This window comes from Mesorhizobium sp. M0159 (assembly GCF_040322295.1).
In the GTDB taxonomy this organism is placed as follows: Bacteria; Pseudomonadota; Alphaproteobacteria; order Rhizobiales; family Rhizobiaceae; genus Mesorhizobium.
This window is the reverse complement of the sequence record NZ_JAMYTF010000027.1, coordinates 1-19,605: the sequence shown is the minus strand read 5'-3', so window position 1 is coordinate 19,605 and position 19,605 is coordinate 1. Positions and strand designations below refer to the sequence as shown.

General features: G+C 60.8%; 23 protein-coding genes and 1 pseudogene. 15 read left to right on the top strand and 9 right to left on the bottom strand.

All coding sequences use genetic code 11. The features are described from left to right. The 7 genes from ccoP (at position 1) to NKJ32_RS23015 (ending at position 7,808) form a co-directional block, all read left to right on the top strand. The gene (ccoP, locus tag NKJ32_RS23045) at positions 1-864 is read left to right on the top strand and encodes a cytochrome-c oxidase, cbb3-type subunit III (RefSeq protein WP_352622943.1); all 864 of its coding nucleotides are present in this window, start codon (positions 1-3) and stop codon (positions 862-864) included. Positions 865-1,081: 217 nt separating this feature from the next. Further along, the gene (ccoG, locus tag NKJ32_RS23040) at positions 1,082-2,641 is read left to right on the top strand and encodes a cytochrome c oxidase accessory protein CcoG (RefSeq protein ID WP_352829003.1); all 1,560 of its coding nucleotides are present in this window, start codon (positions 1,082-1,084) and stop codon (positions 2,639-2,641) included. Beyond that, on the top strand, positions 2,638-3,135 hold the full coding sequence (locus tag NKJ32_RS23035) for a FixH family protein (protein WP_352829002.1): 498 nt from the start codon (positions 2,638-2,640) through the stop codon (positions 3,133-3,135). The genes ccoG and NKJ32_RS23035 overlap by 4 nt, the downstream gene beginning before the upstream one ends. Continuing rightward, positions 3,132-5,420: a cation-translocating P-type ATPase gene (locus NKJ32_RS23030; RefSeq protein ID WP_352706455.1), complete on the top strand. Its 2,289-nt coding sequence runs from the start codon at positions 3,132-3,134 to the stop codon at positions 5,418-5,420. Before NKJ32_RS23035 ends, NKJ32_RS23030 begins: the two co-directional genes overlap by 4 nt. Continuing rightward, the gene (gene ccoS / locus NKJ32_RS23025; protein WP_352455561.1) at positions 5,417-5,572 is read left to right on the top strand and encodes a cbb3-type cytochrome oxidase assembly protein CcoS; all 156 of its coding nucleotides are present in this window, start codon (positions 5,417-5,419) and stop codon (positions 5,570-5,572) included. Before NKJ32_RS23030 ends, ccoS begins: the two co-directional genes overlap by 4 nt. 208 nt (positions 5,573-5,780) lie before the next feature. Further along, entirely contained in the window at positions 5,781-6,887 is a 1,107-nt protein-coding gene (gene nirK / locus NKJ32_RS23020; RefSeq protein ID WP_352829000.1) for a copper-containing nitrite reductase, read from the top strand. A gap of 39 nt (positions 6,888-6,926) precedes the next feature. Further along, on the top strand, positions 6,927-7,808 hold the full coding sequence (locus tag NKJ32_RS23015) for an SUMF1/EgtB/PvdO family nonheme iron enzyme (protein WP_502897487.1): 882 nt from the start codon (positions 6,927-6,929) through the stop codon (positions 7,806-7,808). Positions 7,809-7,826: 18 nt separating this feature from the next. On the opposite strand, the gene NKJ32_RS23010 is transcribed toward NKJ32_RS23015, so the two are convergent. Then, positions 7,827-9,041 (bottom strand): NnrS family protein, encoded by a 1,215-nt coding sequence (locus NKJ32_RS23010; protein WP_352828998.1) that lies wholly within the window; start codon positions 9,039-9,041, stop codon positions 7,827-7,829. Between the two features lie 103 nt (positions 9,042-9,144). Beyond that, positions 9,145-9,582, bottom strand: a complete 438-nt coding sequence (locus NKJ32_RS23005) for a pseudoazurin (RefSeq protein WP_352570953.1) — start codon at positions 9,580-9,582, stop codon at positions 9,145-9,147. A 152-nt stretch (positions 9,583-9,734) separates the two neighbouring features. Between NKJ32_RS23005 and NKJ32_RS23000 the strand changes: the two genes are divergently transcribed. Beyond that, positions 9,735-10,436 (top strand): Crp/Fnr family transcriptional regulator, encoded by a 702-nt coding sequence (locus NKJ32_RS23000; RefSeq protein ID WP_352578065.1) that lies wholly within the window; start codon positions 9,735-9,737, stop codon positions 10,434-10,436. Between the two features lie 4 nt (positions 10,437-10,440). On the opposite strand, the gene NKJ32_RS22995 is transcribed toward NKJ32_RS23000, so the two are convergent. From NKJ32_RS22995 to NKJ32_RS22970, 6 genes are all read right to left on the bottom strand, one after another. Then, positions 10,441-10,626: a DUF1858 domain-containing protein gene (locus NKJ32_RS22995; protein WP_352594021.1), complete on the bottom strand. Its 186-nt coding sequence runs from the start codon at positions 10,624-10,626 to the stop codon at positions 10,441-10,443. A gap of 133 nt (positions 10,627-10,759) precedes the next feature. Then, positions 10,760-10,903 carry a hypothetical protein gene (locus tag NKJ32_RS22990; protein ID WP_352455556.1) on the bottom strand — a complete coding sequence of 48 codons (144 nt, stop codon included), beginning with the start codon at positions 10,901-10,903 and terminating at the stop codon, positions 10,760-10,762. Between the two features lie 65 nt (positions 10,904-10,968). Further along, positions 10,969-11,427 (bottom strand): RrF2 family transcriptional regulator, encoded by a 459-nt coding sequence (locus NKJ32_RS22985; RefSeq protein ID WP_352578066.1) that lies wholly within the window; start codon positions 11,425-11,427, stop codon positions 10,969-10,971. A gap of 55 nt (positions 11,428-11,482) precedes the next feature. Next, positions 11,483-11,953, bottom strand: coding sequence for a group III truncated hemoglobin (locus tag NKJ32_RS35540; RefSeq protein ID WP_352783693.1), 471 nt, complete (start codon positions 11,951-11,953; stop codon positions 11,483-11,485). Between the two features lie 373 nt (positions 11,954-12,326). Further along, positions 12,327-12,536, bottom strand: coding sequence for a DUF6455 family protein (locus NKJ32_RS22975; protein WP_352640996.1), 210 nt, complete (start codon positions 12,534-12,536; stop codon positions 12,327-12,329). Positions 12,537-12,687: 151 nt separating this feature from the next. Beyond that, a complete protein-coding gene (locus NKJ32_RS22970) occupies positions 12,688-12,924 on the bottom strand; it encodes a putative universal stress family protein (RefSeq protein ID WP_352786763.1) in 237 nt (78 codons plus the stop codon). Positions 12,925-13,215: 291 nt separating this feature from the next. Between NKJ32_RS22970 and NKJ32_RS22965 the strand changes: the two genes are divergently transcribed. Next, on the top strand, positions 13,216-14,763 hold the full coding sequence (locus NKJ32_RS22965; RefSeq protein WP_352786774.1) for a sensor histidine kinase: 1,548 nt from the start codon (positions 13,216-13,218) through the stop codon (positions 14,761-14,763). Then, positions 14,753-15,364: a response regulator FixJ gene (fixJ, locus tag NKJ32_RS22960; RefSeq protein ID WP_352786764.1), complete on the top strand. Its 612-nt coding sequence runs from the start codon at positions 14,753-14,755 to the stop codon at positions 15,362-15,364. The genes NKJ32_RS22965 and fixJ overlap by 11 nt, the downstream gene beginning before the upstream one ends. On the opposite strand, the gene NKJ32_RS22955 is transcribed toward fixJ, so the two are convergent. After that, complete coding sequence (locus NKJ32_RS22955) at positions 15,361-15,585, bottom strand: hypothetical protein (RefSeq protein ID WP_352593954.1); 225 nt, start codon at positions 15,583-15,585, stop codon at positions 15,361-15,363. The genes fixJ and NKJ32_RS22955 overlap by 4 nt on opposite strands. 274 nt (positions 15,586-15,859) lie before the next feature. Here NKJ32_RS22955 and NKJ32_RS22950 point away from each other — a divergent pair. From NKJ32_RS22950 to NKJ32_RS22930, 5 genes and pseudogenes are all read left to right on the top strand, one after another. Then, positions 15,860-16,305, top strand: a pseudogene (locus NKJ32_RS22950) (pyridoxamine 5'-phosphate oxidase family protein). A 160-nt stretch (positions 16,306-16,465) separates the two neighbouring features. Then, the gene (gene trxC, locus NKJ32_RS22945) at positions 16,466-16,915 is read left to right on the top strand and encodes a thioredoxin TrxC (RefSeq protein ID WP_352825015.1); all 450 of its coding nucleotides are present in this window, start codon (positions 16,466-16,468) and stop codon (positions 16,913-16,915) included. 2 nt (positions 16,916-16,917) lie between these two features. Further along, positions 16,918-18,171, top strand: a complete 1,254-nt coding sequence (locus NKJ32_RS22940; RefSeq protein WP_352622935.1) for an MgtC/SapB family protein — start codon at positions 16,918-16,920, stop codon at positions 18,169-18,171. A gap of 158 nt (positions 18,172-18,329) precedes the next feature. Continuing rightward, positions 18,330-18,920: an NAD(P)H-dependent oxidoreductase gene (locus NKJ32_RS22935; protein WP_352593952.1), complete on the top strand. Its 591-nt coding sequence runs from the start codon at positions 18,330-18,332 to the stop codon at positions 18,918-18,920. Positions 18,921-19,242: 322 nt separating this feature from the next. After that, positions 19,243-19,533, top strand: coding sequence for a hypothetical protein (locus NKJ32_RS22930; protein ID WP_352828996.1), 291 nt, complete (start codon positions 19,243-19,245; stop codon positions 19,531-19,533). The last annotated feature ends 72 nt before the right edge of the window (positions 19,534-19,605 follow it).

Here is a 19,605-nt window from a genome sequence, read left to right as displayed (position 1 = left end):
ATGAGCGACGAGCACATCGATGAAATCTCTGGCGTTTCGACCACCGGCCACGAATGGGATGGCATTCGGGAGCTGAACAACCCGCTTCCGCGCTGGTGGGTCGTAACCTTCTACGCCACCATTGTCTGGGCAATCGGATACACCATCGCCTATCCGGCATGGCCTTTGCTGCATTCGGCAACAACGGGCGTGCTCGGCTATTCGAGCCGCAACGAAGTCAAGAACGAGCTATCGGCGGCTGAAGCGGCGAAGGGCAAATATGTCGCGGCGATAGAATCGAAGAGTGTTTCGGAGATCGCGGCGGACGATGGTTTGCGCGAATTCGCGATCGCCGCTGGTGGCGCCGCGTTCAAGGTCAATTGCGTGCAATGTCATGGCTCCGGGGCCCAGGGCTCCAAGGGCTTCCCCAACCTCAATGACGATGACTGGCTGTGGGGCGGCAAGGCGGATCAGATCCAGCAGACGGTCACGCATGGTATCCGCTTCGCATCGGATCCGGATACGCGGCTTTCGGAAATGCCAGCCTTTGGCGACATTATCACTGCCGACCAGATTAAACAGGTCAGCGCCTATATTGCCGGCCTGTCCCAAGCCGTCAGCGACGAATCTTTGGTGGCGCCCGGTGCCAAGGTTTTTGCGGAAAACTGCGTTGCTTGTCACGGCGACAACGCAAAGGGCAACAAGGAGCTCGGCGCTCCTGATCTGACCGATGCCATCTGGCTCTACGGATCGGGCGAAACGGCCATTGCCGCCCAGGTCACAGCGCCGAAACAAGGCGTGATGCCGGCCTGGGGGGCGCGCCTGGGCGAAACCAGGATCAAGGAGCTGGCGGTCTACGTGCATTCGCTAGGCGGTGGAGAATAGGAACGGAGGCCTATTCTCCGGCCCTCACCGCCGAAGCGACGAGGCCCGGCTCTGCCGGGGCTCGATTTGTTTTCCGTGGGCCAGGCGATTGACCTGCATCAACGCGGCGCAATCCAGTCGGCAGCAAAATCCGCTCGACGCTGTATTTCGCTGACCTGCCTGTGCCCAGTCAGAACATTTGCCCGGCGAAATCAAAGCTGCGCGACGGGAGAAACCAGTGCTGGACAATACGCAGGTAGAACGGCTCGAAGCCGAGGCGGTCAACTCCGCCAAAGTGCGACAGCCGATGTATGCCGCGCGCAAGAAGATCTTCCCGAAGCGGGCCTCGGGCAGCTTTCGCCGATTCAAATGGCTGGCAATGGCGGTCACGCTTGGTATCTACTATCTGACACCTTGGCTGCGGTGGGACCGCGGCCCGTTTGCCCCTGACCAGGCCGTGCTGCTCGATGTCGCCAACCGGCGTTTCTACTTCTTCTTCATCGAGATATGGCCGCAGGAATTCTACTATGTGGCCGGCCTTCTGGTCATGGCCGGCGTCGGTCTTTTCCTGGTTACGTCGACTGTCGGTCGTGCCTGGTGCGGCTATACGTGTCCGCAGACCGTGTGGGTCGATCTGTTCCTGGTCGTCGAGCGAGCTATCGAGGGCGACCGCAACGCGCGCATGAAGCTCGATGCCGGGCCTTGGACCGCCCGCAAGCTCGCGCTGAGAATGTCGAAACACGCCATCTGGCTGATCATAGGTGCAGCGACCGGCGGCGCCTGGATCTTCTATTTCGCCGATGCGCCGACCTTGCTCGTCGAACTCTTCACCGGCACGGCAGCGCCTATCGCCTACATCACCGTCGCTGTGCTCACAGCGACGACCTATACGTTCGGCGGGCTGATGCGCGAGCAGGTCTGCACCTATATGTGCCCGTGGCCGCGCATCCAGGCGGCCATGCTCGACGAAAGTTCGCTCACCGTCACGTACAATGACTGGCGCGGCGAACCGCGCACGCGCCACACCAAGAAGGTCCAGGCCGCCGGACAGTCAGTCGGCGATTGCGTCGACTGTAACGCCTGCGTGGCTGTCTGCCCGATGGGGATCGACATTCGCGATGGCCAGCAGCTCGAATGCATCACCTGCGCGCTCTGCATCGACGCCTGCGACGGCGTCATGGACAAGCTCGGCAAGGAGCGCGGCTTGATCTCCTACGCGACACTCTCCGACCACAATGCCAACATGATGCTGGCGACCGCGGGCGGCGCCTGTTCGGTCAATCCGTCATTGGTCAGGACCGCTGACGGCCTGTTTTCGGACAGGGTGGCGCATTTCCATGTCCGCAAGATCTTTCGGCCACGCACCTATGTCTACATGGCCATGTGGTCGCTGATCGGCCTGGGTCTGCTCTTTTCGCTGCTGACGCGCGACCGGCTCGAGATCAATGTTTTGCACGACCGCAATCCACAATTCGTGACGCTGTCCGACGGCTCGATCCGCAATGGCTATACCGTCAAGCTGCTGAACATGATCCCCGAACCAAGAACGATCGTCGTCAGCATTGGGGGTTTGCCAGGCGCAGAGATGAGCATCGTTGGTGTCGACCTCCCTGCCGATCGCTCTTTTGCGATCCAGGTCGAACCCGACCGGCTGAAGATGTTGAAGGTTTTCGTGCGCCTGCCTGCTGATCAGATCCATGGCGCAGCGCAGACCTTCACACTCCGGGTCGAGGACAAAGCGAGTTTCGAGTCCAACGAATACACCGCCACCTTCAACGCGCCGGAGATCGCCAGATGAAGGCCACCACGCGAAAATCCCGGGAATTCACCGGCAGGCACATGTTGGCCATCATCCTTGCTTTTTTCGGCGTGGTCATCGCGGTCAATCTGACCATGGCGACGCTTGCCAATACAAGCTGGACCGGGCTTGTCGTCGAAAACACCTATGTGGCGAGCCAGCAATTCAACAGGAAGGCCGAGGAAGGGCGCGCGCAGGCAGCCCTCGGCTGGACCGGCAAGTTGACCATTGCATGGGGCGAAGTCCGCTATGGCGTCACCGACGCCGCCGGCAAGGGGGTTCCCTTGCATGGCGTCAAAGTGCTGTTTCGCCATCCCGCTTACGAGAAAGAAGATGAGTCCATCACGCTCGCCGCCGCCTCGGGCCAGGAGTTTGCCGTGCAGCACATGCCAAGGGACGGTGTGTGGATCGTCGAAATCGACGCCGATGCCGGTCTGGCAAGGCCTTTCCACGACGTGCGCAGGATCATGATCTCCGATGGTGCGCTGAAATGAGCTGCTGTGCACCGGGCGCGGAAATGGCGCTGGATCTGGGCAACGCTACATCCGTCCTGCCGTCCAGCGAAGAGATCAAGCTGGCGAGCCGGTCGCTTGGCGATGGCCTTAGCCAGACCGATCTTTCAGTTCCGACGGTTCATTGCGCAGCCTGCATCCAGACAATCGAGACGGCGTTGGCAAAACTCGATCACGTCGAGGCCGCTCGCGTCAACCTGTCAACGAAGCGGGTCTCGGTCCGGTGGCGCGGGGACGAGGCCCCACCATTCGTCGCCATGCTGGGGCGGCTGGGTTACCAGGCGCATTTGTTCGAACCCGAGATTGGTGAAAAGGACAAAACGCTCTCGGAGCTTATCCGCGCCGTCGCTGTTGCCGGATTTGCGGCGGGCAACATCATGCTGCTGTCGGTTTCGGTCTGGTCCGGTGCCGAGGGCGCGACCCGCGACCTGTTCCACTGGGTCTCGGCACTGATCGCCATCCCCGCACTCGCCTTCGCCGGCGGCATCTTCTTCAAGTCGGCCTGGAATGCCTTGCGTCACGGCCGCATGAACATGGACGTGCCGATCGCGGTCGGCGTGTCGCTGGCCTATGCGATGAGCCTCCATGAGACGATCACCCACGGCGACCACGCCTATTTCGACGCGTCGGTGTCTCTGCTGTTCTTCCTGTTGATCGGCCGCACGCTGGATCACGTGATGCGCGCACGCGCCCGCACCGCCGTGAAAGGCCTGTCACAACTGGCCGCGCGTGGCGCCATGGTGCTGCGCGACGGTGGCGCACGCGACTATCTGCCGGTTGGCGAGATCGAACCGGGCATGCTGTTGCTGATAGCGGCCGGCGAAAGGATCCCCGTCGACGGCAAGATCACGCGTGGGACATCGGACGTCGACTGCTCGCTGGTTTCGGGAGAGAGCACGCCCAGAAGCGTGGCTCCAAACGATGCCGTCCAGGCCGGCGTGCTCAACCTTACCGGCCCGCTGACCATCGAGGCGACAGCCGCCGCGAAGGATTCGTTCCTGGCGGAAATGGTTCGGCTGATGGAAGCCGCCGAGGGCGGTCGCGCACATTACCGCCGCATCGCCGATCGCGTTTCAGCACTCTATGCTCCAGTTGTTCATCTCACCGCCTTCGTGACATTCCTTGGCTGGATGGCGGCAACCGGCGACTGGCATCGGGCGATAACCATCGCCATCGCCGTTTTGATCATCACATGTCCGTGCGCGCTCGGGCTCGCCGTGCCGATCGTCCAGGTGGTCGCCGCGCGGCGGCTGTTCGAGAACGGCATCATGGTCAAGGATGGTTCGGCCATGGAGCGCCTGGCAACGATTGATGCAGCGGTGTTCGACAAGACCGGCACGCTCACGCTCGGCCAGCCCCGTCTCGTCAATGCGGCCTCGATCGATCCGGCCATGCTGACGATTGCGGCCGACATGGCCGCGCATTCGCGTCATCCCTTTTCAAAGGCCATAGCCGGTCTTGCCGCTGGCGGCGGGCAGCACAAATTCGATGCCGTCACCGAGCATCCGGGGTTCGGTATCGAAGCAACTGACGTCGGAAGTATCTGGCGGCTGGGCAGACGCGGATGGGCTGGATGGAAGGCCCGCACAGGCGGCGAAGGCAAACATGGCTATGGCGGGACGGTCCTGACGAAAGACGGGATCGTTGTCGCGACCTTCAATTTCGAGGATGCGTTGCGTGCCGACGCCAAGGCGGCGATCGAGCGATTGAACGATGCCGGGATGTCGGTTCAGATGCTGTCGGGCGATAGCGCGGCCGCCTGCCGCGAAATCTCGAAAATGCTGGGTATCGATGACTTCGTTCCGTGCCTGCTGCCGTCCGGCAAGGTCGAATGCATCGAAACCCTGGCGAAAGAGGGACACCGGGTTCTGATGGTTGGCGACGGCTTGAACGACACGCCTGCGCTGAGCGCGGCGCATGTTTCGTTCGCGCCGGCCACGGCCGCCGACATTGGCCGCAATGCGGCGGATTTCGTATTCCTGCGCGAAAGCCTTCTGGCAATCCCCCTCGCGCTGGACGTCTCGCGCAAGGCGGGAAGCTTGATTCGCCAGAACATCACGATCGCCATCATCTACAATGCCGTCGCCGTGCCGATCGCGATCCTGGGGCACGTCACCCCTCTTATCGCCGCGATCGCGATGTCCGCGTCTTCCCTGCTTGTCATCGGAAATGCTCTGCGTCTGCGAGGTTCTATGCCAGATTCGCCGGCCAAAGATGTCCGGCGCGACAGGCTGTCCGACAGCAGCAAACTGGCCCAATCCTCATGACCACCCTTGCCTACCTCATCCCTGTCGCCCTGTTCCTTGGTGCGCTTGGCCTGGGGGGCTTCCTGTGGGCGTTGAGGAGTGGCCAGTACGAAGATCTTGACGGAGCTGCCGAGCGGATCCTTATCGATCGGGAAGACAGACTGGAGCGCTGATCCAGGGCCGAGGGCTGACAAACAGCGCCGGTGCAGCCAACCGCTCCCACACACCTTCCCCACTGCGACTATGCCGCGCACGATTGCTGTTTCCGGGGTTGTTGCTGCCTAACACTGAACGCCACCAATTTGCGCCAGCGCAAAGAAACGCTGCGTCAGGCCAGATACCTTCTGCTCATCCGCAACGGTTGAGAGATAGGAGACTGACATGATCACGCGACGCGACGCCCTTTTCGGAGCAGCGATTGGGGCTGCCACCGTGGCGGCACTGCCGGCATTTTCGGCAACGGTGACAAAGACGGACATTCGAGGGTTCGCCCGCGAAAAGATCGAGCTCGTGGCACCGCCCTTTGTGCATCCGCACGATCAGATCGCCACGGGTGGACCGAAAATCGTCGAGTTCACCATGACCATCGCGGAAAAGCCCGTCGTCATCGATGCCGACGGCACGACGCTCAATGCGATGACCTATAACGGCTCGATTCCTGGCCCTCTGATGGTCGTGCATCAGGACGACTATGTCGAACTGACGCTCATCAATCCCGACACCAACTCACTCGCTCACAACATCGATTTCCACGCCGCAACCGGCGCGCTGGGCGGCGGCGCCCTGACGCTGATCAATCCCGGCGAGCAGGTGACCTTGCGCTTCAAGGCAACCCGAACGGGTACGTTCGTCTATCACTGCGCACCCGGTGGCGCGATGATCCCATGGCATGTCGTCTCCGGCATGAGCGGCGCCATCATGATCCTGCCGCGCGATGGGCTCAGGAACGACAAGGGCGAACCGGTAAAGTACGACAAGATCTTCTACATCGGCGAGAACGACTTCTATATTCCGCGCGACGAGAAGGGCAACTTCAAGACCTACGAATCGGCCGGCGACGGTTACGACGACATCGTCAAGGTCATGCGCGGGCTGATCCCGACGCATGTGGTGTTCAATGGCAAGGTCGGTTCGCTGACCGGCGACAATGCGATGAAGGCGAAGGTCGGCGAGACCGTGTTGATCGTCCATTCGCAGGCCAACCGCGATACGCGACCGCATCTGATCGGTGGCCACGGCGACTATGTCTGGGAACAGGGCAAATTCGCCAATCCGCCGGCCAAGGATCTGGAAACCTGGTTCATCCGTGGCGGCTCCGCGGGGTCGGCGCTCTACACGTTCCTGCAGCCCGGCGTCTACGCCTATGTCAATCACAATCTGATCGAGGCCGTGGAACTCGGTGCGACCGCTCACTTTATGGTCGAGGGCGAATGGAATGACGACCTGATGACGCAGGTCGAGGCGCCGACACCCCTCGCCACCAACTGACGGCACTCCAATTTGCCCGGACAGCGATGCTGTCCGGGCATGGACAAAGCGATGTCTCCATTGATCCTCAAGGTTCTTCCGGTCGCCCTCGTCGCCGCTGCCGTTCCGGCAGGGCTCTCGATACAGACGGTCTTCGGGGATCGACAACCTCACCCCATCGCTATGACGGTTACCTTGCTTTCGGGTTCGATCACCTATCCGACGCCAGGGGAGTTCCTGATGGAGGGACGCCCGCAAGCCAATCCCCGCCTCAAGCGGCAACTCAACAGACCTCTCGAAATCATGGCCTACCAGATCAGCGCGGCCGACTATGCGGACTGTGTGTCGGCAGGAAGCTGTCAGCCGGCACAGGAGACGCGCGCGATCCCAAGCAACGCTCCCGTAACTGGAGTGAGCTATCTCGATGCCAATGCCTACGCCCGGTGGTATTCGCAAGTGACGGGCGACCAATGGCGGCTGCCATCCGACGAAGAATGGGCGTTTGCCGCGGCGGAGCGGTTCGCAGGGGAATTTGAGGGTGTCGAAAACGACGCCAACAACCCCGCCAGACGCTGGCTCACCAGCTACAAGGCCGAGGTGGACCTCAATCGCAAACCGGACCCGTTGCCCAAGAGCCGTGGCTCTTTTGGTTTCAATTCCCTGGGCCTCGCCGACTTTTCCGGCAATGTTTGGGAGTGGACTTCGACTTGCTATGTCCGCACCACATTGCCTGCGGATGGAAGCGGCGTTGCGAGTTCGGTCGACAATTGCGGCGTCCACGTCCTTGAAGGGCTTCACAGAGCCTACATGTCGAACTTCGTCAGCGACGGAAAAAGCGGCGGCTGTGCCGTTGGCACGCCTCCCGACAATCTGGGTTTCAGGCTGGTCCGGGACCATCGGGGCTGGGCGAACCGTATCGTCGGCTACCTCGGCATTGCCTGACAAATCAGAAGCGGCTTTTCATTCGCGTTTCGACGGTCGCCTGCTCTCCCCGCCGCCTCGCCGCACCTTTGGCCTTATCAACGCACTTCCATAGATCAGAATGAAGCCGGCAAATGCCGCCACCCATGCGGTGCCGGCCATGTCGATCACTATGTCATAGGGGACGAAGGCAGCCAGGATTCTCAATGATCCTGCGAGGAGGACGGCTCCAAAAATGAACGAGGCGCCTTTTCCAGCCTTGAGCTCTCGCCCGGTGTGACCGAGCGTTGCGCGGGTCATCACGGCAAGCGTCATCGCGCCGACCGCGCCAGTTCCGAGTGCGTGGAGTCCCGCCGCCGCCGGCACGGCATCGGGGAAGAAGATCGACACCGAGACAAGGGCGAGACCGACCGGCACGAAGGCATATGCGAGATGGAGTACGAGCACCAGCGGATCCCGCAAGGTGCGCTCGCCGGCCCACCGCGACAAGCGCCACGCCTGGCTGATTGCAGCGGCCGCCAGGAGCATTCCTGAGGCGCTGTTGTCGGGCGCGAACGTCCATGCTCCCAGCGCGATGGCTGAGATGGCTATCGATGCCATGTCAAAACGGTCGAACGGAGCAGGCAGCCGGCCAGGATTTTCGCGGACGAGCCAGTTGCGGGTGAAGCTCGGAATGATGCGCCCGCCAATTAGCGAGATGAGCATGATCGCCGCGGCCATGCCGAGCCTGCGGCTGATGTCCGATGTGCCTTGGCTATGCGCCTCGATATGGAACGCGCCGTTGGCGCATGCCAGGACGGCAAGCGGCAGCAGCACCTTGAGATTACGCCAGTTCCTTCCCGCGACGATTTCGCGCCCCGCCGCGGTAGCGACCGCAAGCAGAAAAGAGCCGTCGATCACAGCAGCTGCTTCCCAGCCGATATCCGCCGAGACAAAGACAGCGACACGGCCGGCAAGCCATAGGACCACCAGCGCCAGCAGCGGCAGGCCTTGCACGGGCAGCCGGCCGGTCCAGTTGGGAATGGCGGTCAGCAGGAATCCGGTGACGATCGCCGACAGATAGCCGAACAGCATCTCGTGAATATGCCAGTCGACGGGAACGAACGCACTGTGGGCATTGAGTTCGCCGGCATACATCGGCAGCCAAAGCAGAATGGAGAGCGCGGCATACAGCGACCCTAGGAAGAAGAAAGGTCTGAATCCGTAGGAAAGAAATGCGGGCCCGGTGTAGGCCCGCTGGCGTGGAATTCCCATGATCTGCGTCTCCAAATGAACAGGGCCGGATGAACCGCCGCCCTCGGTTCGTCCGGCCCGCGCCCGCCCCTTGTGCGGCAGGCATGGCTGTATCGATTGCCGGTCAGTTGGCGGGGATCTGGGTGAACAGGTCGGCGAACACTGTCTTTGCCTTCCCGGGATGCTTGACCGCTTTGGCGGTATCGAGATTGACTGGCTTGCCGACAACGATCAGCGCGACCATGCCCATGCCGTAGTGCGGCGCGCATTTGACGCCATACACACCTTCCTGGGTGAGTGTGACGGTGATCTCCTCGCTGGGCTTTCCCTTGAAAGGCTCAGCGCCATCCGGAAGCATGCCCTTGATCGACTCTGCGTCATGGCTCTTGTCGGTCGGCACGAACTTGACGGTATCGCCGGGTACTGCCTTGACGAAGGCCGGCTGGAAAACCATGGCGCCCTTTTCGCCCTTGTTGAGCATTTGCACCACATGCTCTTCCGCGCTTGCGCCGCCGGCCAGCGCGAGGATGGAGATTGCGGCGGCGAGAATGGTGAGTTTCATCGGTTCGTCCTTTTGTTTCGTCGTCACGACATTTTGCCGTTCCATGCCTTTTAGCCTGACAAGCCCCGGCAGAATTTGCGCTGGCGCAAACTCGGAGTAGAAAGGTCTTCCGCATGGACTGATGCGAAACTACAGGATCGTGAGGAATCCGCTTGGCTGCGTTGGACCGATCGCTGATATCGCGGCTGCCGCTCTTTCAAGGACTGACGCCCGACGAGCAGAGCGAGATCCTGCGAGATGCGCGGTCGTCTCGCTATGCCAAGGAGACGACGATCTTCGCGCAGGAAGCCGATGCCCATTCCTTCTTCGTGCTGATCGCCGGGCACATCCGCGTGGTTCGCACCACGCCGGATGGACAGCAGGTCATCGCTAGATACATCAGCGAAGGCGAGATCTTTGGCGTCGCCGCAGCCCTTGGCCGGACGACTTACCCCGCCAGCGCAGTCGCGGCGGTGGACTGCGTGGTGTTGGCCTGGCCCAACGCGCTATGGCCGGAACTGGCGAAGCGGTTTCCTGTGTTTGGGGCGACCACCTACCGGACGGTCGGAAACAGGCTGCAAGAAACCCAGACGCGGGTTGTGGAGATGTCCACTGAACAGGTGGAGCAGCGCGTTGCTCACGCGCTGCTGCGACTGGCAAATCAGACTGGTCGGAAGACCGACAGCGGCATCGAAATCGACTTTCCGATCTCGAGGCAGGACATTGCCGAAATGACGGGGACGACACTGCACACGGTCAGCCGGCTGCTCAGCAAATGGGAAGAGAATGGGATAATTGCCAGCGGACGCCAGAAAGTCACTGTCAAGGACGCGCACCGGCTTGTGGTCCTCTCAGGGAGTCGAACCAAGCGCTGATTTATCACCTGCGCGCTCGAACAGCCGATTCCAAATCCACCAGGAAGGCGGTCTCATTGATCTGATGCTCTCGGCACGCCTCAGCGATCGTATGGAAGGTACCGATTGGACAACCGACGCAAAGCATCCTGTATCTCAGCACGACAGCCACGGTTGCCGGCCATTTTCTCATGATCTCGTCGACGACCATGTCGGAATTGAACGAACTGAGCTCCTTCACGATGAAGTCTCCGCTATTGCGAAGCGTCTTAATAGATTCCTCTCAGGCCGCCTTCTTTGCGCTTTCGCAACTTTGATGAGCATTGCCGTTTGGCTAGGAAAAGCTAGACAAACGTCATGACCATAATTGCACCGATGACAATCAGAACAAGCCCGCCGATCAGCATAGGGAGCAGCGTGTTGTTCAGGTCGACGCCCGACTCGAATTGGTTGGCCACCGGTGTGTCATTTTTGTCTGGGTCAGTCATGCTTGTCTCCACGGGCCGGCAGACGCGAACCGCGCGGCGTTGCGGTTGAATTGTCGATCGAGGCCTTACCCATGCTTATCGTACGCCGAAGCTTCGGATGCAGGCAGCCCGCCGACAAAGTCCTGGGGCATCAATGCGACGTCGGCCAGCGTGTAACGATCAAGGGTGTTCTGGAAGGAGGCCATCGCGTCGCCGAACATTCCTGAAAGTTTGCAGCGGCCGGTGAGCACGCACTGATTTCCGGTCCCGAAGCACTCCACAAGCGCGAAATCTGGCTCCGTCAGCCGTACCACGTCGCCGATCCGGATCATCTCGGGGCTCCGCCCGAGGGCTAGCCCACCGGAGCGACCGCGGACCGCTTTCAAGTAACCGCCGCGCGTCAGGGTGTTGGCGACCTTGTTGAGGTGCGTTTTGGATACCTTGAACGTGCGTGCCACCTCCTCGATCGTGATCAGGCGATCACCGGCAGAGGCCGCGTACATTAGCATCCTCAAGGCGTAGTCCGAGAAATTGGTCAACCGCACTAATGGTTCCTCTTTGCAATTCTCGTACAGGAGCCACTTACAATCCAACCCCGCATCACAGGTCCTTCTCGACGATCGGTTCTATGCCCATCGTAGTCTCGCCACGGCTGAAGGCGACCGCGAGACGGAAGCTGTGAGCTATGCGCAGTGCGCGGTCCATGAACAGCGCCGCAACCTCGGGTGGGCAAACACGGCGCACCGTTGCGCGAAACAGCTTTAGCCAACGCCGGAAATGCGCGACTCCAAGGCCGGAGATCGCCAGGTGTGGCGGTAATGGACGGCCTTCATAACGGGACGACCGGAGCAGCGTAGCGGACCAGAAGTCGCACATCTTAGCCAGATGGCGCGGCCAAGCCTCAGGATGGATAGCGTTATGAAAGATGGGGCCGAGAAGGTCGTCGCGGCGAATCTCATCATAAAAGCCGTCAACCACAAGACGGATCATGGCCTCGTCAAGCACGTCTGGCAACGGGGCACCACCGATGACGATCGTTTTGTTGCTCCGACCATTCGCAATCATGTGCATGCTCTTAGTTTTCGAAGACCCAAAGACCTCAAAATAATTCCCACACTCAAACAGCTCCGCAACGCACCGAGTGAAGTCGCGTCCACGATGACGATTGATGCATTTGCTTCAAAGGAGGCCTTCGTCGGTATGGGTCAGAATCGCACCTTAAAGAAAGATTGTCAATATATCTTATTGGCGGGCAGCTCGTGGCTGGAGGGGCCGGTCGGCTGTTTAATGAGAGCGGAGTTGCAGGCATTCGCGGGCGGTGTGCGCCGGAACGCCATCAGCCAGCAGATGCGAAACATTGGCCGAGCAATGACCGCCCAGGAAATCGAGGAGCTGCAGCACGCGGCCTTGGTGACGCGATCTGCGGTATGCCTGCACAACCGCTCTATCGTTGGCCGGCTGCGTGCTGCAGCCGTGCGATCAGGTCGCGGTTGCGGCAATAGTCTGGCGGATCATCAGCTTGCTGGTGTTCATCAAGCCAAGTCGAGCATTCATCCTGGTGCCCGCAGGAGCGACACCGGTCGACCGCTCGATTGGTGACGGCAACATGGTCCGGAACGACCTTCAAATATTTGTCGACGCCGAGCTTCTGCATCATGCGGCTCATCAAGGCGGTCCTGGCGTCAACTGAAATCAGGTAGTCGAGAAAACTCATGTCGTTTCGCTCCCGTTTTCTGGCAGATCATTGCGATATCGGCGATCGCTGCATTGATCTCGGTCAACAGGCGTCTCCCTCGTGGTGATATCTATCGTGCGTGCCTCAAGCGATGGCGTGAAGGTCCTGATGCGACCGGCGGCCAATACAACATGAAGCGGTTGATGCTGCTCTCTTCCATCAGCGTACGCGTGACGCCGCCGAACGCCCATTCCCGCAGGCGGCTATGACCGCATGCGCCGGAAACCATCAGGTCTGCATGAATCATGCGTGCGAACGCCACCAGCTGTTCGCCATCACCATCGCCGGGGATGAATTCGGTCCGCACCGTGATGCCGTGGTGCTCAAGAAAGACGGGGACGTCCGCGAGGCTGTCACAAGATGCTTTCTTTGTAGCACATTTGTGGTCGCCTTTCGCTGGAGCGTTTGGATGCTATGATGAAGTGCATCCGCCGGCACTCGACGCCTTGATGCGTGTCAAATGACACTACTCACCGGATCCCGAACCTCTGACTATGCCGGTTTTTGCGTGTGCAGAAAGAGCGATGAATGATAGTTAGAATGCGTTGCGGGTTCCCTGATCAAAGGACTTGATTTGGACGACAAACAAACACGTGACCTGTCGACCGGCGTTCGCGCCGAAGGGCGGGTCGCGGCCGAACACGACCGGCTCTCCCAGATGTTCGAGCAGGCCCCTGGTTTCATGACCTTGATGCGTGAGCCGGGTCATGTATTCGAGCTGACCAATGCCGCCTATCAACGTCTGATTGGCCAGAGGCAAGTGATAGGAAGGTCGGTACGCGAGGCCCTGCCCGAGCTCGAAGGCCAAGGATTCTACGAACTGCTGGACCAAGTATACGAAACGGGCAAGCCCTACAGAGGTCAAGGCGTGAAGGTCGCCCTTCGCAACAAGGACGGCGAGCCGGTCGATGAACGCATCCTCGATTTCGTATATCAGCCCATCAAGGCTGACGATGGTCGCATCACTGCGATCTTCGTCGAAGGCACCGACGTCAGCGAACTCTCCTATGCAAACGCCGCACTTCGACTGCGCGAAGATCATTTGCGTTCGATCCTAGCGACAGTGCCCGATGCAATGGTGGTCATCGACGAACAAGGCCGTATTCAATCCTTTAGCACGGCTGCCGAAACGCTGTTCGGCTACCAGTCCAGCGAAGTCATCGGCCAGAATGTCAATCTGCTGATGCCGTCGCCCTACCGCGAAGAGCATGATGCCTATCTTCACCGCTATTTGGCGACAGGGGAGCGCCGGATCATCGGGCTCGGTCGCACCGTCACTGGAATGCGCAAGGACGGCTCGACCTTTCCGATGGAACTCTCTGTCGGCGAGATGCATCCGGGAACCGGGCGCTTCTTTACCGGCTTCTGCCGCGACTTGACCGAACGCCACCGGGCGGAGGCAAGAATACAGGAGCAGCAGCTGGAGCTTCTCCACATGGCGCGGTTTACTGCGCTCGGCGAAATGGCCTCGACGCTTGCCCACGAGATCAACCAGCCGCTCACCGCCATTACGAACTACCTTAAAGGCAGCCGGCGGCTTCTCGAAAAAAGCAAGGAAGACAACGCGCCGATGCTGAGGGAGGCCGTCGAAAAAGCAGCGGAACAGGCCTTGAGGGCCGGAGACGTCATTCGCCACCTTCGCGATTTCGTCGCAAGAGGCGAAAGCGAGCGCCAGGTCGAACGCCTGCCGGCGATTATCAAGGAAGCCTCGTCACTGGCCCTGGTCGGCGCAAGAGAAATAGATGTCCGCGCCAGCTACAAGCTTGATCCCGCCGCCGAACTGGTCTTGGCCGACCGCATCCAGGTTCAGCAGGTTCTGCTGAACCTGATGCGCAATGCGATTGAAGCCATGCAAGGCATGCCACGCCGCGAGCTGCAAATCATAACCATAGCCCGTGATGACGGCATGGCTGAGGTAAGCGTGGTTGACACAGGCACTGGACTGGCGCCGGAAGTCTCCGCCCAGCTTTTCCAGCCATTTGTCACGACCAAAAAGCAGGGCATGGGGGTTGGCCTCTCTATTTGCCGCACGATCGTCGAGTCGCACGGCGGTCACATCTGGGCTGAGGCAATGCCGGCCGGAGGAACCGCCTTCCGGTTCACCTTGCGCATCTGGGAAAAGGAAGAGGTCGCCAGTGGCCGGTAGCAATCTTGTGCACGTCGTCGACGACGACGTCGACGTTCGCAAATCGCTTGGTTTTCTGTTGGCGACGGCCAACTTCGCCGTGCGCTTGTACGAATCGGCGACAGCTTTTCTGGCGGTGGCCACGAGCAGTCTTGACGGCTGCATTGTGACCGATGTGCGCATGCCGGGCATTGACGGCATCGAGTTCCTGCGACAGCTCCGGAGCCGCGGGCATACGCTTCCGGTCATCGTCATGACGGGTCATGCCGATGTGGCCCTCGCTGTTCAGGCGATGAAGGAAGGTGCCGCCGACTTCATCGAAAAGCCGTTTGACGACGAGGTGCTGATCGAAGCGATCCGCTCCGCATTGGACAGTCGCAATCGGACGGAGGCGACACACCCACAAGGCGTGGAAATCCGTGGTCGTCTGGCGGCCCTGTCGGAGCGGGAGCGACAAGTGCTGGACGGCCTTGTGTCCGGCCTGCCGAACAAGACGATTGCCTATGACCTCGGCATCAGCCCGCGCACGGTCGAGATCCATCGCGCCAATGTCATGAGCAAGATGGCCGCGAGCAGTCTGTCGCATCTCGTGCGCATGGCTTTGGTTGTGGAGTCCACTTAAAGCGAGTCAGTAAGAGACCTGTGGTTGTTTGCCGGGATCGTATCCGGCACCCAGTCTCGCCAGTGGGTCGGGTGAACGTCGATGCGTGCGCGGGTGGCGGCGTTCTTCCAGCCTTCCCGCTCCTTGATGCACGGAAAGACAAGCGCATGTTCGCCGTCCTCGTCGAGGACGGCCAGTTCCAGCTCACGATCGAACGGAGCGCTTGAGATCGGCTTCCACATCATCCCCTATGATGGGTGGGAGCAGCAGGCCCCGCCTTGATCTGGATCATTTTCCAAATCCCCACTCCGGTATGGACGCTGACACTGACATGGGCCGCCATGCGAGTCACCGGCGGGCCTAGCCATGGTTGTCGATTCATCTGTCGGCCGACCGACTCCTTGATCGTGATCAATGACCTCCCTGGCGGCAGGGCTACGATCCGCGATGACGAATATCAGAGTCGATGGAGCACCGGCGACACCGTGCTGTCACGAAAAACAGGAGATCGCGCCGATGCTGATCCGCACGCTTTTTTGCTTTGGAATGTACAAAATTGCTGACGGCCAACCGGGTCGGCCACTTGGCATGCGCCAAGGATGGACACCCCTACGTCGTGCCATTCTACTATGCCCACGCCGACAATCACCTCTATGCATTTTCCATGCCGGGCAAAAAGGTCGACTGGATGCGTGCCAATCCGCTGGTGTGCGTCCAGGTCGACGAACGCGGCCAACGGCGGGCATGGAAGCGTGGTTGTCGATCGTGTCTATGAAGAACTGCCTGATCGGATCGGCTACAAGGTTCAGCGCGACCATGCGTGGTCGGTGTTGACCAAGCACGTCGACTGGTGGGAGCCTGGCGCTCTGAAGCCGGTTACGCCTCCTGTTTCGGACAGCACTCCGCATGTTTTCTTCAGGATCGTTATCAAGCAGGCATCGGGTCGGGAAGCAAAGGAATAGCGTGCTTCCCGTCCAAACACCGCGGGCGCACAACCGCTGTGGATTGTGCCGTGCAATCCGTTTTCACGCCAATTCGTCCATCGCGCAAAAAAACATTGGAAGTCCGAGCCAGCTTGGGGATAGGCACTCTGTGGCGCATGTATACCAGTGGTGAAGGGCGATGGCGCAGGAAAATCTGGTGGTGTGCAGCAAATGCGGCGGAATCAATCGACTGCCGCCAGCGCGCGATGCCAAAAACGCAAAATGCGGAAAGTGCGGGAAAAAGCTGTTCTCAGGCCACCCCGAGGATGTCGATGCACGAACCTTCGATCGTCAGGTCAAGCGAGGCACCGTTCCCGTTGTCGTGGATGTCTGGGCGCCATGGTGCGGGCCCTGCAAGATGATGGCGCCCGCATATGAAGCCGCAGCAAACGAACTGGAACCGCATGTTCGGCTGATCAAGCTCAACTCCGATAATGAGCAGGCCGTTTCAGCCAGGCTCGGCATTCGCGGCATCCCGACCATGATCCTGTTCCATGGCGGACATGAGGTTGCGCGCACTTCCGGTGCAATGACGGCGGGGCAGATCGTCACGTGGATCCGCGACCACCTGCCTGTGGCCGGCGCCTAATCGTGGATCCGCTCATCGCCCGACTCGGACTTGCACTGACTATAGGCCTGCTCGTCGGACTGGAGCGCGGCTGGCGAGAGCGGGACGCGCCCGATCGTAGCCGGACGGCCGGAATTCGAACCTACGGCATATCCGGTCTGCTCGGCGGCATTCTCGCAGCTCTGGCCGATGCTCTCGACGCAGTGTCCGTGCTGGTCGGTGGTTTCATCGCCTTTGCGGCAATCTTCGCCTGGTACAAGGCGCGTGAGGCAGCCCATGATGAGGATTTCAGTGTTACGGCGGTAGTAGCAGCCCTTTGCGTGTTCGCGCTCGGTGCATTGTCCGTCGCAGGCGATTACCGCGCCGCTTCTGCAGGAGGAACAGCACTCGCGGCCATCCTTGCCAGTCGAGAAATCCTGCACGGCCTCCTGAAGCGGCTGACCTGGATCGAGCTTCGTTCCGCGCTGATCCTGGCTGTGATGAGCGCGATCATCCTGCCCTTGCTGCCAAACCGGACGATGGATCCATGGGGCGGCTTCAATCCATGGGAAGTCTGGTTCCTCACGGTGCTGATGGCGTCGATATCGTTCGCCGGCTATGTCGCCGTTCGCGTCCTGGGGACCACCCGCGGCCTGCTCGTCAGTTCGCTCGCCGGCGCCATCATCTCTTCCACCGCCGTAACCGTGGCGCTGGCCCGCAACGCCGTGTCGGGAAGCAATCCTCTGCCGCTCGCTGGCGCGGCGTCGCTGGCCGCAATGGTTTCCTTGCTACGCGTCTGCGCCGTGGTTCTGATCGTCGAGCCAATCGTGTTCGCTTCGGTTGGCATTCCCGCAATTGCCGCGGCGCTCTCCTTCGCTGCTTGCGGAGCATTGCTGCTGGCTCGGGACAGCGGGGATCACGAGGGTCCCGCGGTCGCGCGCAATCCATTCGACCTAGGCCCGTTGCTGCTCTTTGCCCTGCTGTTTGCGATCGTCGCGACCGCGAGCGCTGCATTGGCTGCTCAATTCGGCGGACGCGGCTTGCTGGCGAGTTCGGCGTTTGCAGGCATGTTCGATGTCGATGTCTCGGTTCTCAGTGCCTTGCGCCTGGTCAAGCATTCGGTCCCTGTCGAGACCATTGGCCAGGCGGTGCTCGCGGCACTGGCAGCAAACGCGATCTGCCGCCTGTCGCTGGCCGCATTTGCCGGCCCGATCAGGTTCTGGTTCCCGCTCGCAGGTGCAACCCTCGTCGCCGCAATAGCCGGCTACGGCACGATGTTGCTGCCATCGACCTTCTGATAGCGCCGAGAACCGGCCTCTTTTGATGCCGATCAAGGGCCAAGCCGGACAGCCGCTTTATGAAACTCCGCGAAGGAGTACGCCATGATCAGCTTGAAGGGTCTCACCCCGAAATTCCGGCACGTCCGGTTGGTGCCAAGCCGCCTCGGAGGTAACCCATGCCGCGGCGCATCTTGATTGTTGTCGGCCATCCCGATCCATCGCCGCACCGGCTCTGCCGTAGTCTCGCCAAGGCCTATGCCGAGGGAGCGGAACTGGCGGGGCATGTCGTCCGCCGGGTCGACCTCGCGGCACTCGATTTTCCAATGCTTCGGACGGTGCAGGAGTTCGAGCATGGCGCGATTCCCGACAGCCTAAAGGACGCCGCTGAAGCGATAGTCTGGGCGGAGCACATTGTATTTGTCTTTCCGCTGTGGCTCGGGACCGTGCCGGCTCTGCTCAAGGCTTTTCTGGAACAGGTGATGCGGCCGGGAACTGCCTTTACCTACCGGGACAAGGGTGGCGGCTTGCCCAGGAAACTGCTCCGCGGCCGCTCCGCTCGCGTCGTGGTCACGATGGGCATGCCGGCCGTTCTTTACCGGCTATGGTTCCTCAGTCACGGCATTGCCGGCATGCGGCGGAGCATTCTGCGTTTCGCCGGCGTGAGCCCGGTGCGCGAAACCTTGTTCGGCATGGTCGCGGATGCCACCGATCCGACGCGGGCGAAATGGTTCGAACAAATGCGCAGGCTCGGTGAGCGGGCGCTTTAGCACGATCGTCTTCAACCGGAACAGCAAAACTCCCCTTTCGCACGAATGCAAAGGTGGGCGAACGTGAGAATTGGCACGGCTTTGCGAAGTGCTGGTCAGCAAAGGCTCGCCCGCCGACGTCGCAATGGACCCTGAGCGCACTGCTCGCCTCGGCCTTTGTCGTTGCGCTCGGCTACGGAATCGTCTTGCCGGTCCTGCCGATGATGGTCGAGCGGCTTGCCGGTGCGACAGATCCGACATTCAATGCGCGGCAGATTGGCTTCCTGACTGCTGCCTATGTCGCCGCGCCGGTGGGCGCCGCTTTCCTCTCGGGGAAGTGGTCTTGTTTGATCGGGCGCAGATCTGTCCTCTCCAGGGACTTGTCTTCTCGCCGCTCGTCAACCCGGCAGCGGCGAGGCTGCTTGTGGCTCCTGCCCTCCTGGTGATGGCGATGGGTCTGGCGGTTGTGCCGATACTTGCCGGGCTCACGGAAATGCTGTTTGCGGTTTCCGTTGTTTCGGCTTCGGCCGGCGTGATCAGCCCGCTGCCCGCCTACTGGGTGTCGCGCATCAGTGCACGACGCCAAGGTATGGAACTCGGCATCGAGTCGGCAGCGGTCAGGATAATGTGCTGAAGGTTCTGCAAAAAGTTTTGGAGAGAGAACGGCGCTTGCTCTGAGGGGCGAGCGGCCATGGCACGGTGGTGA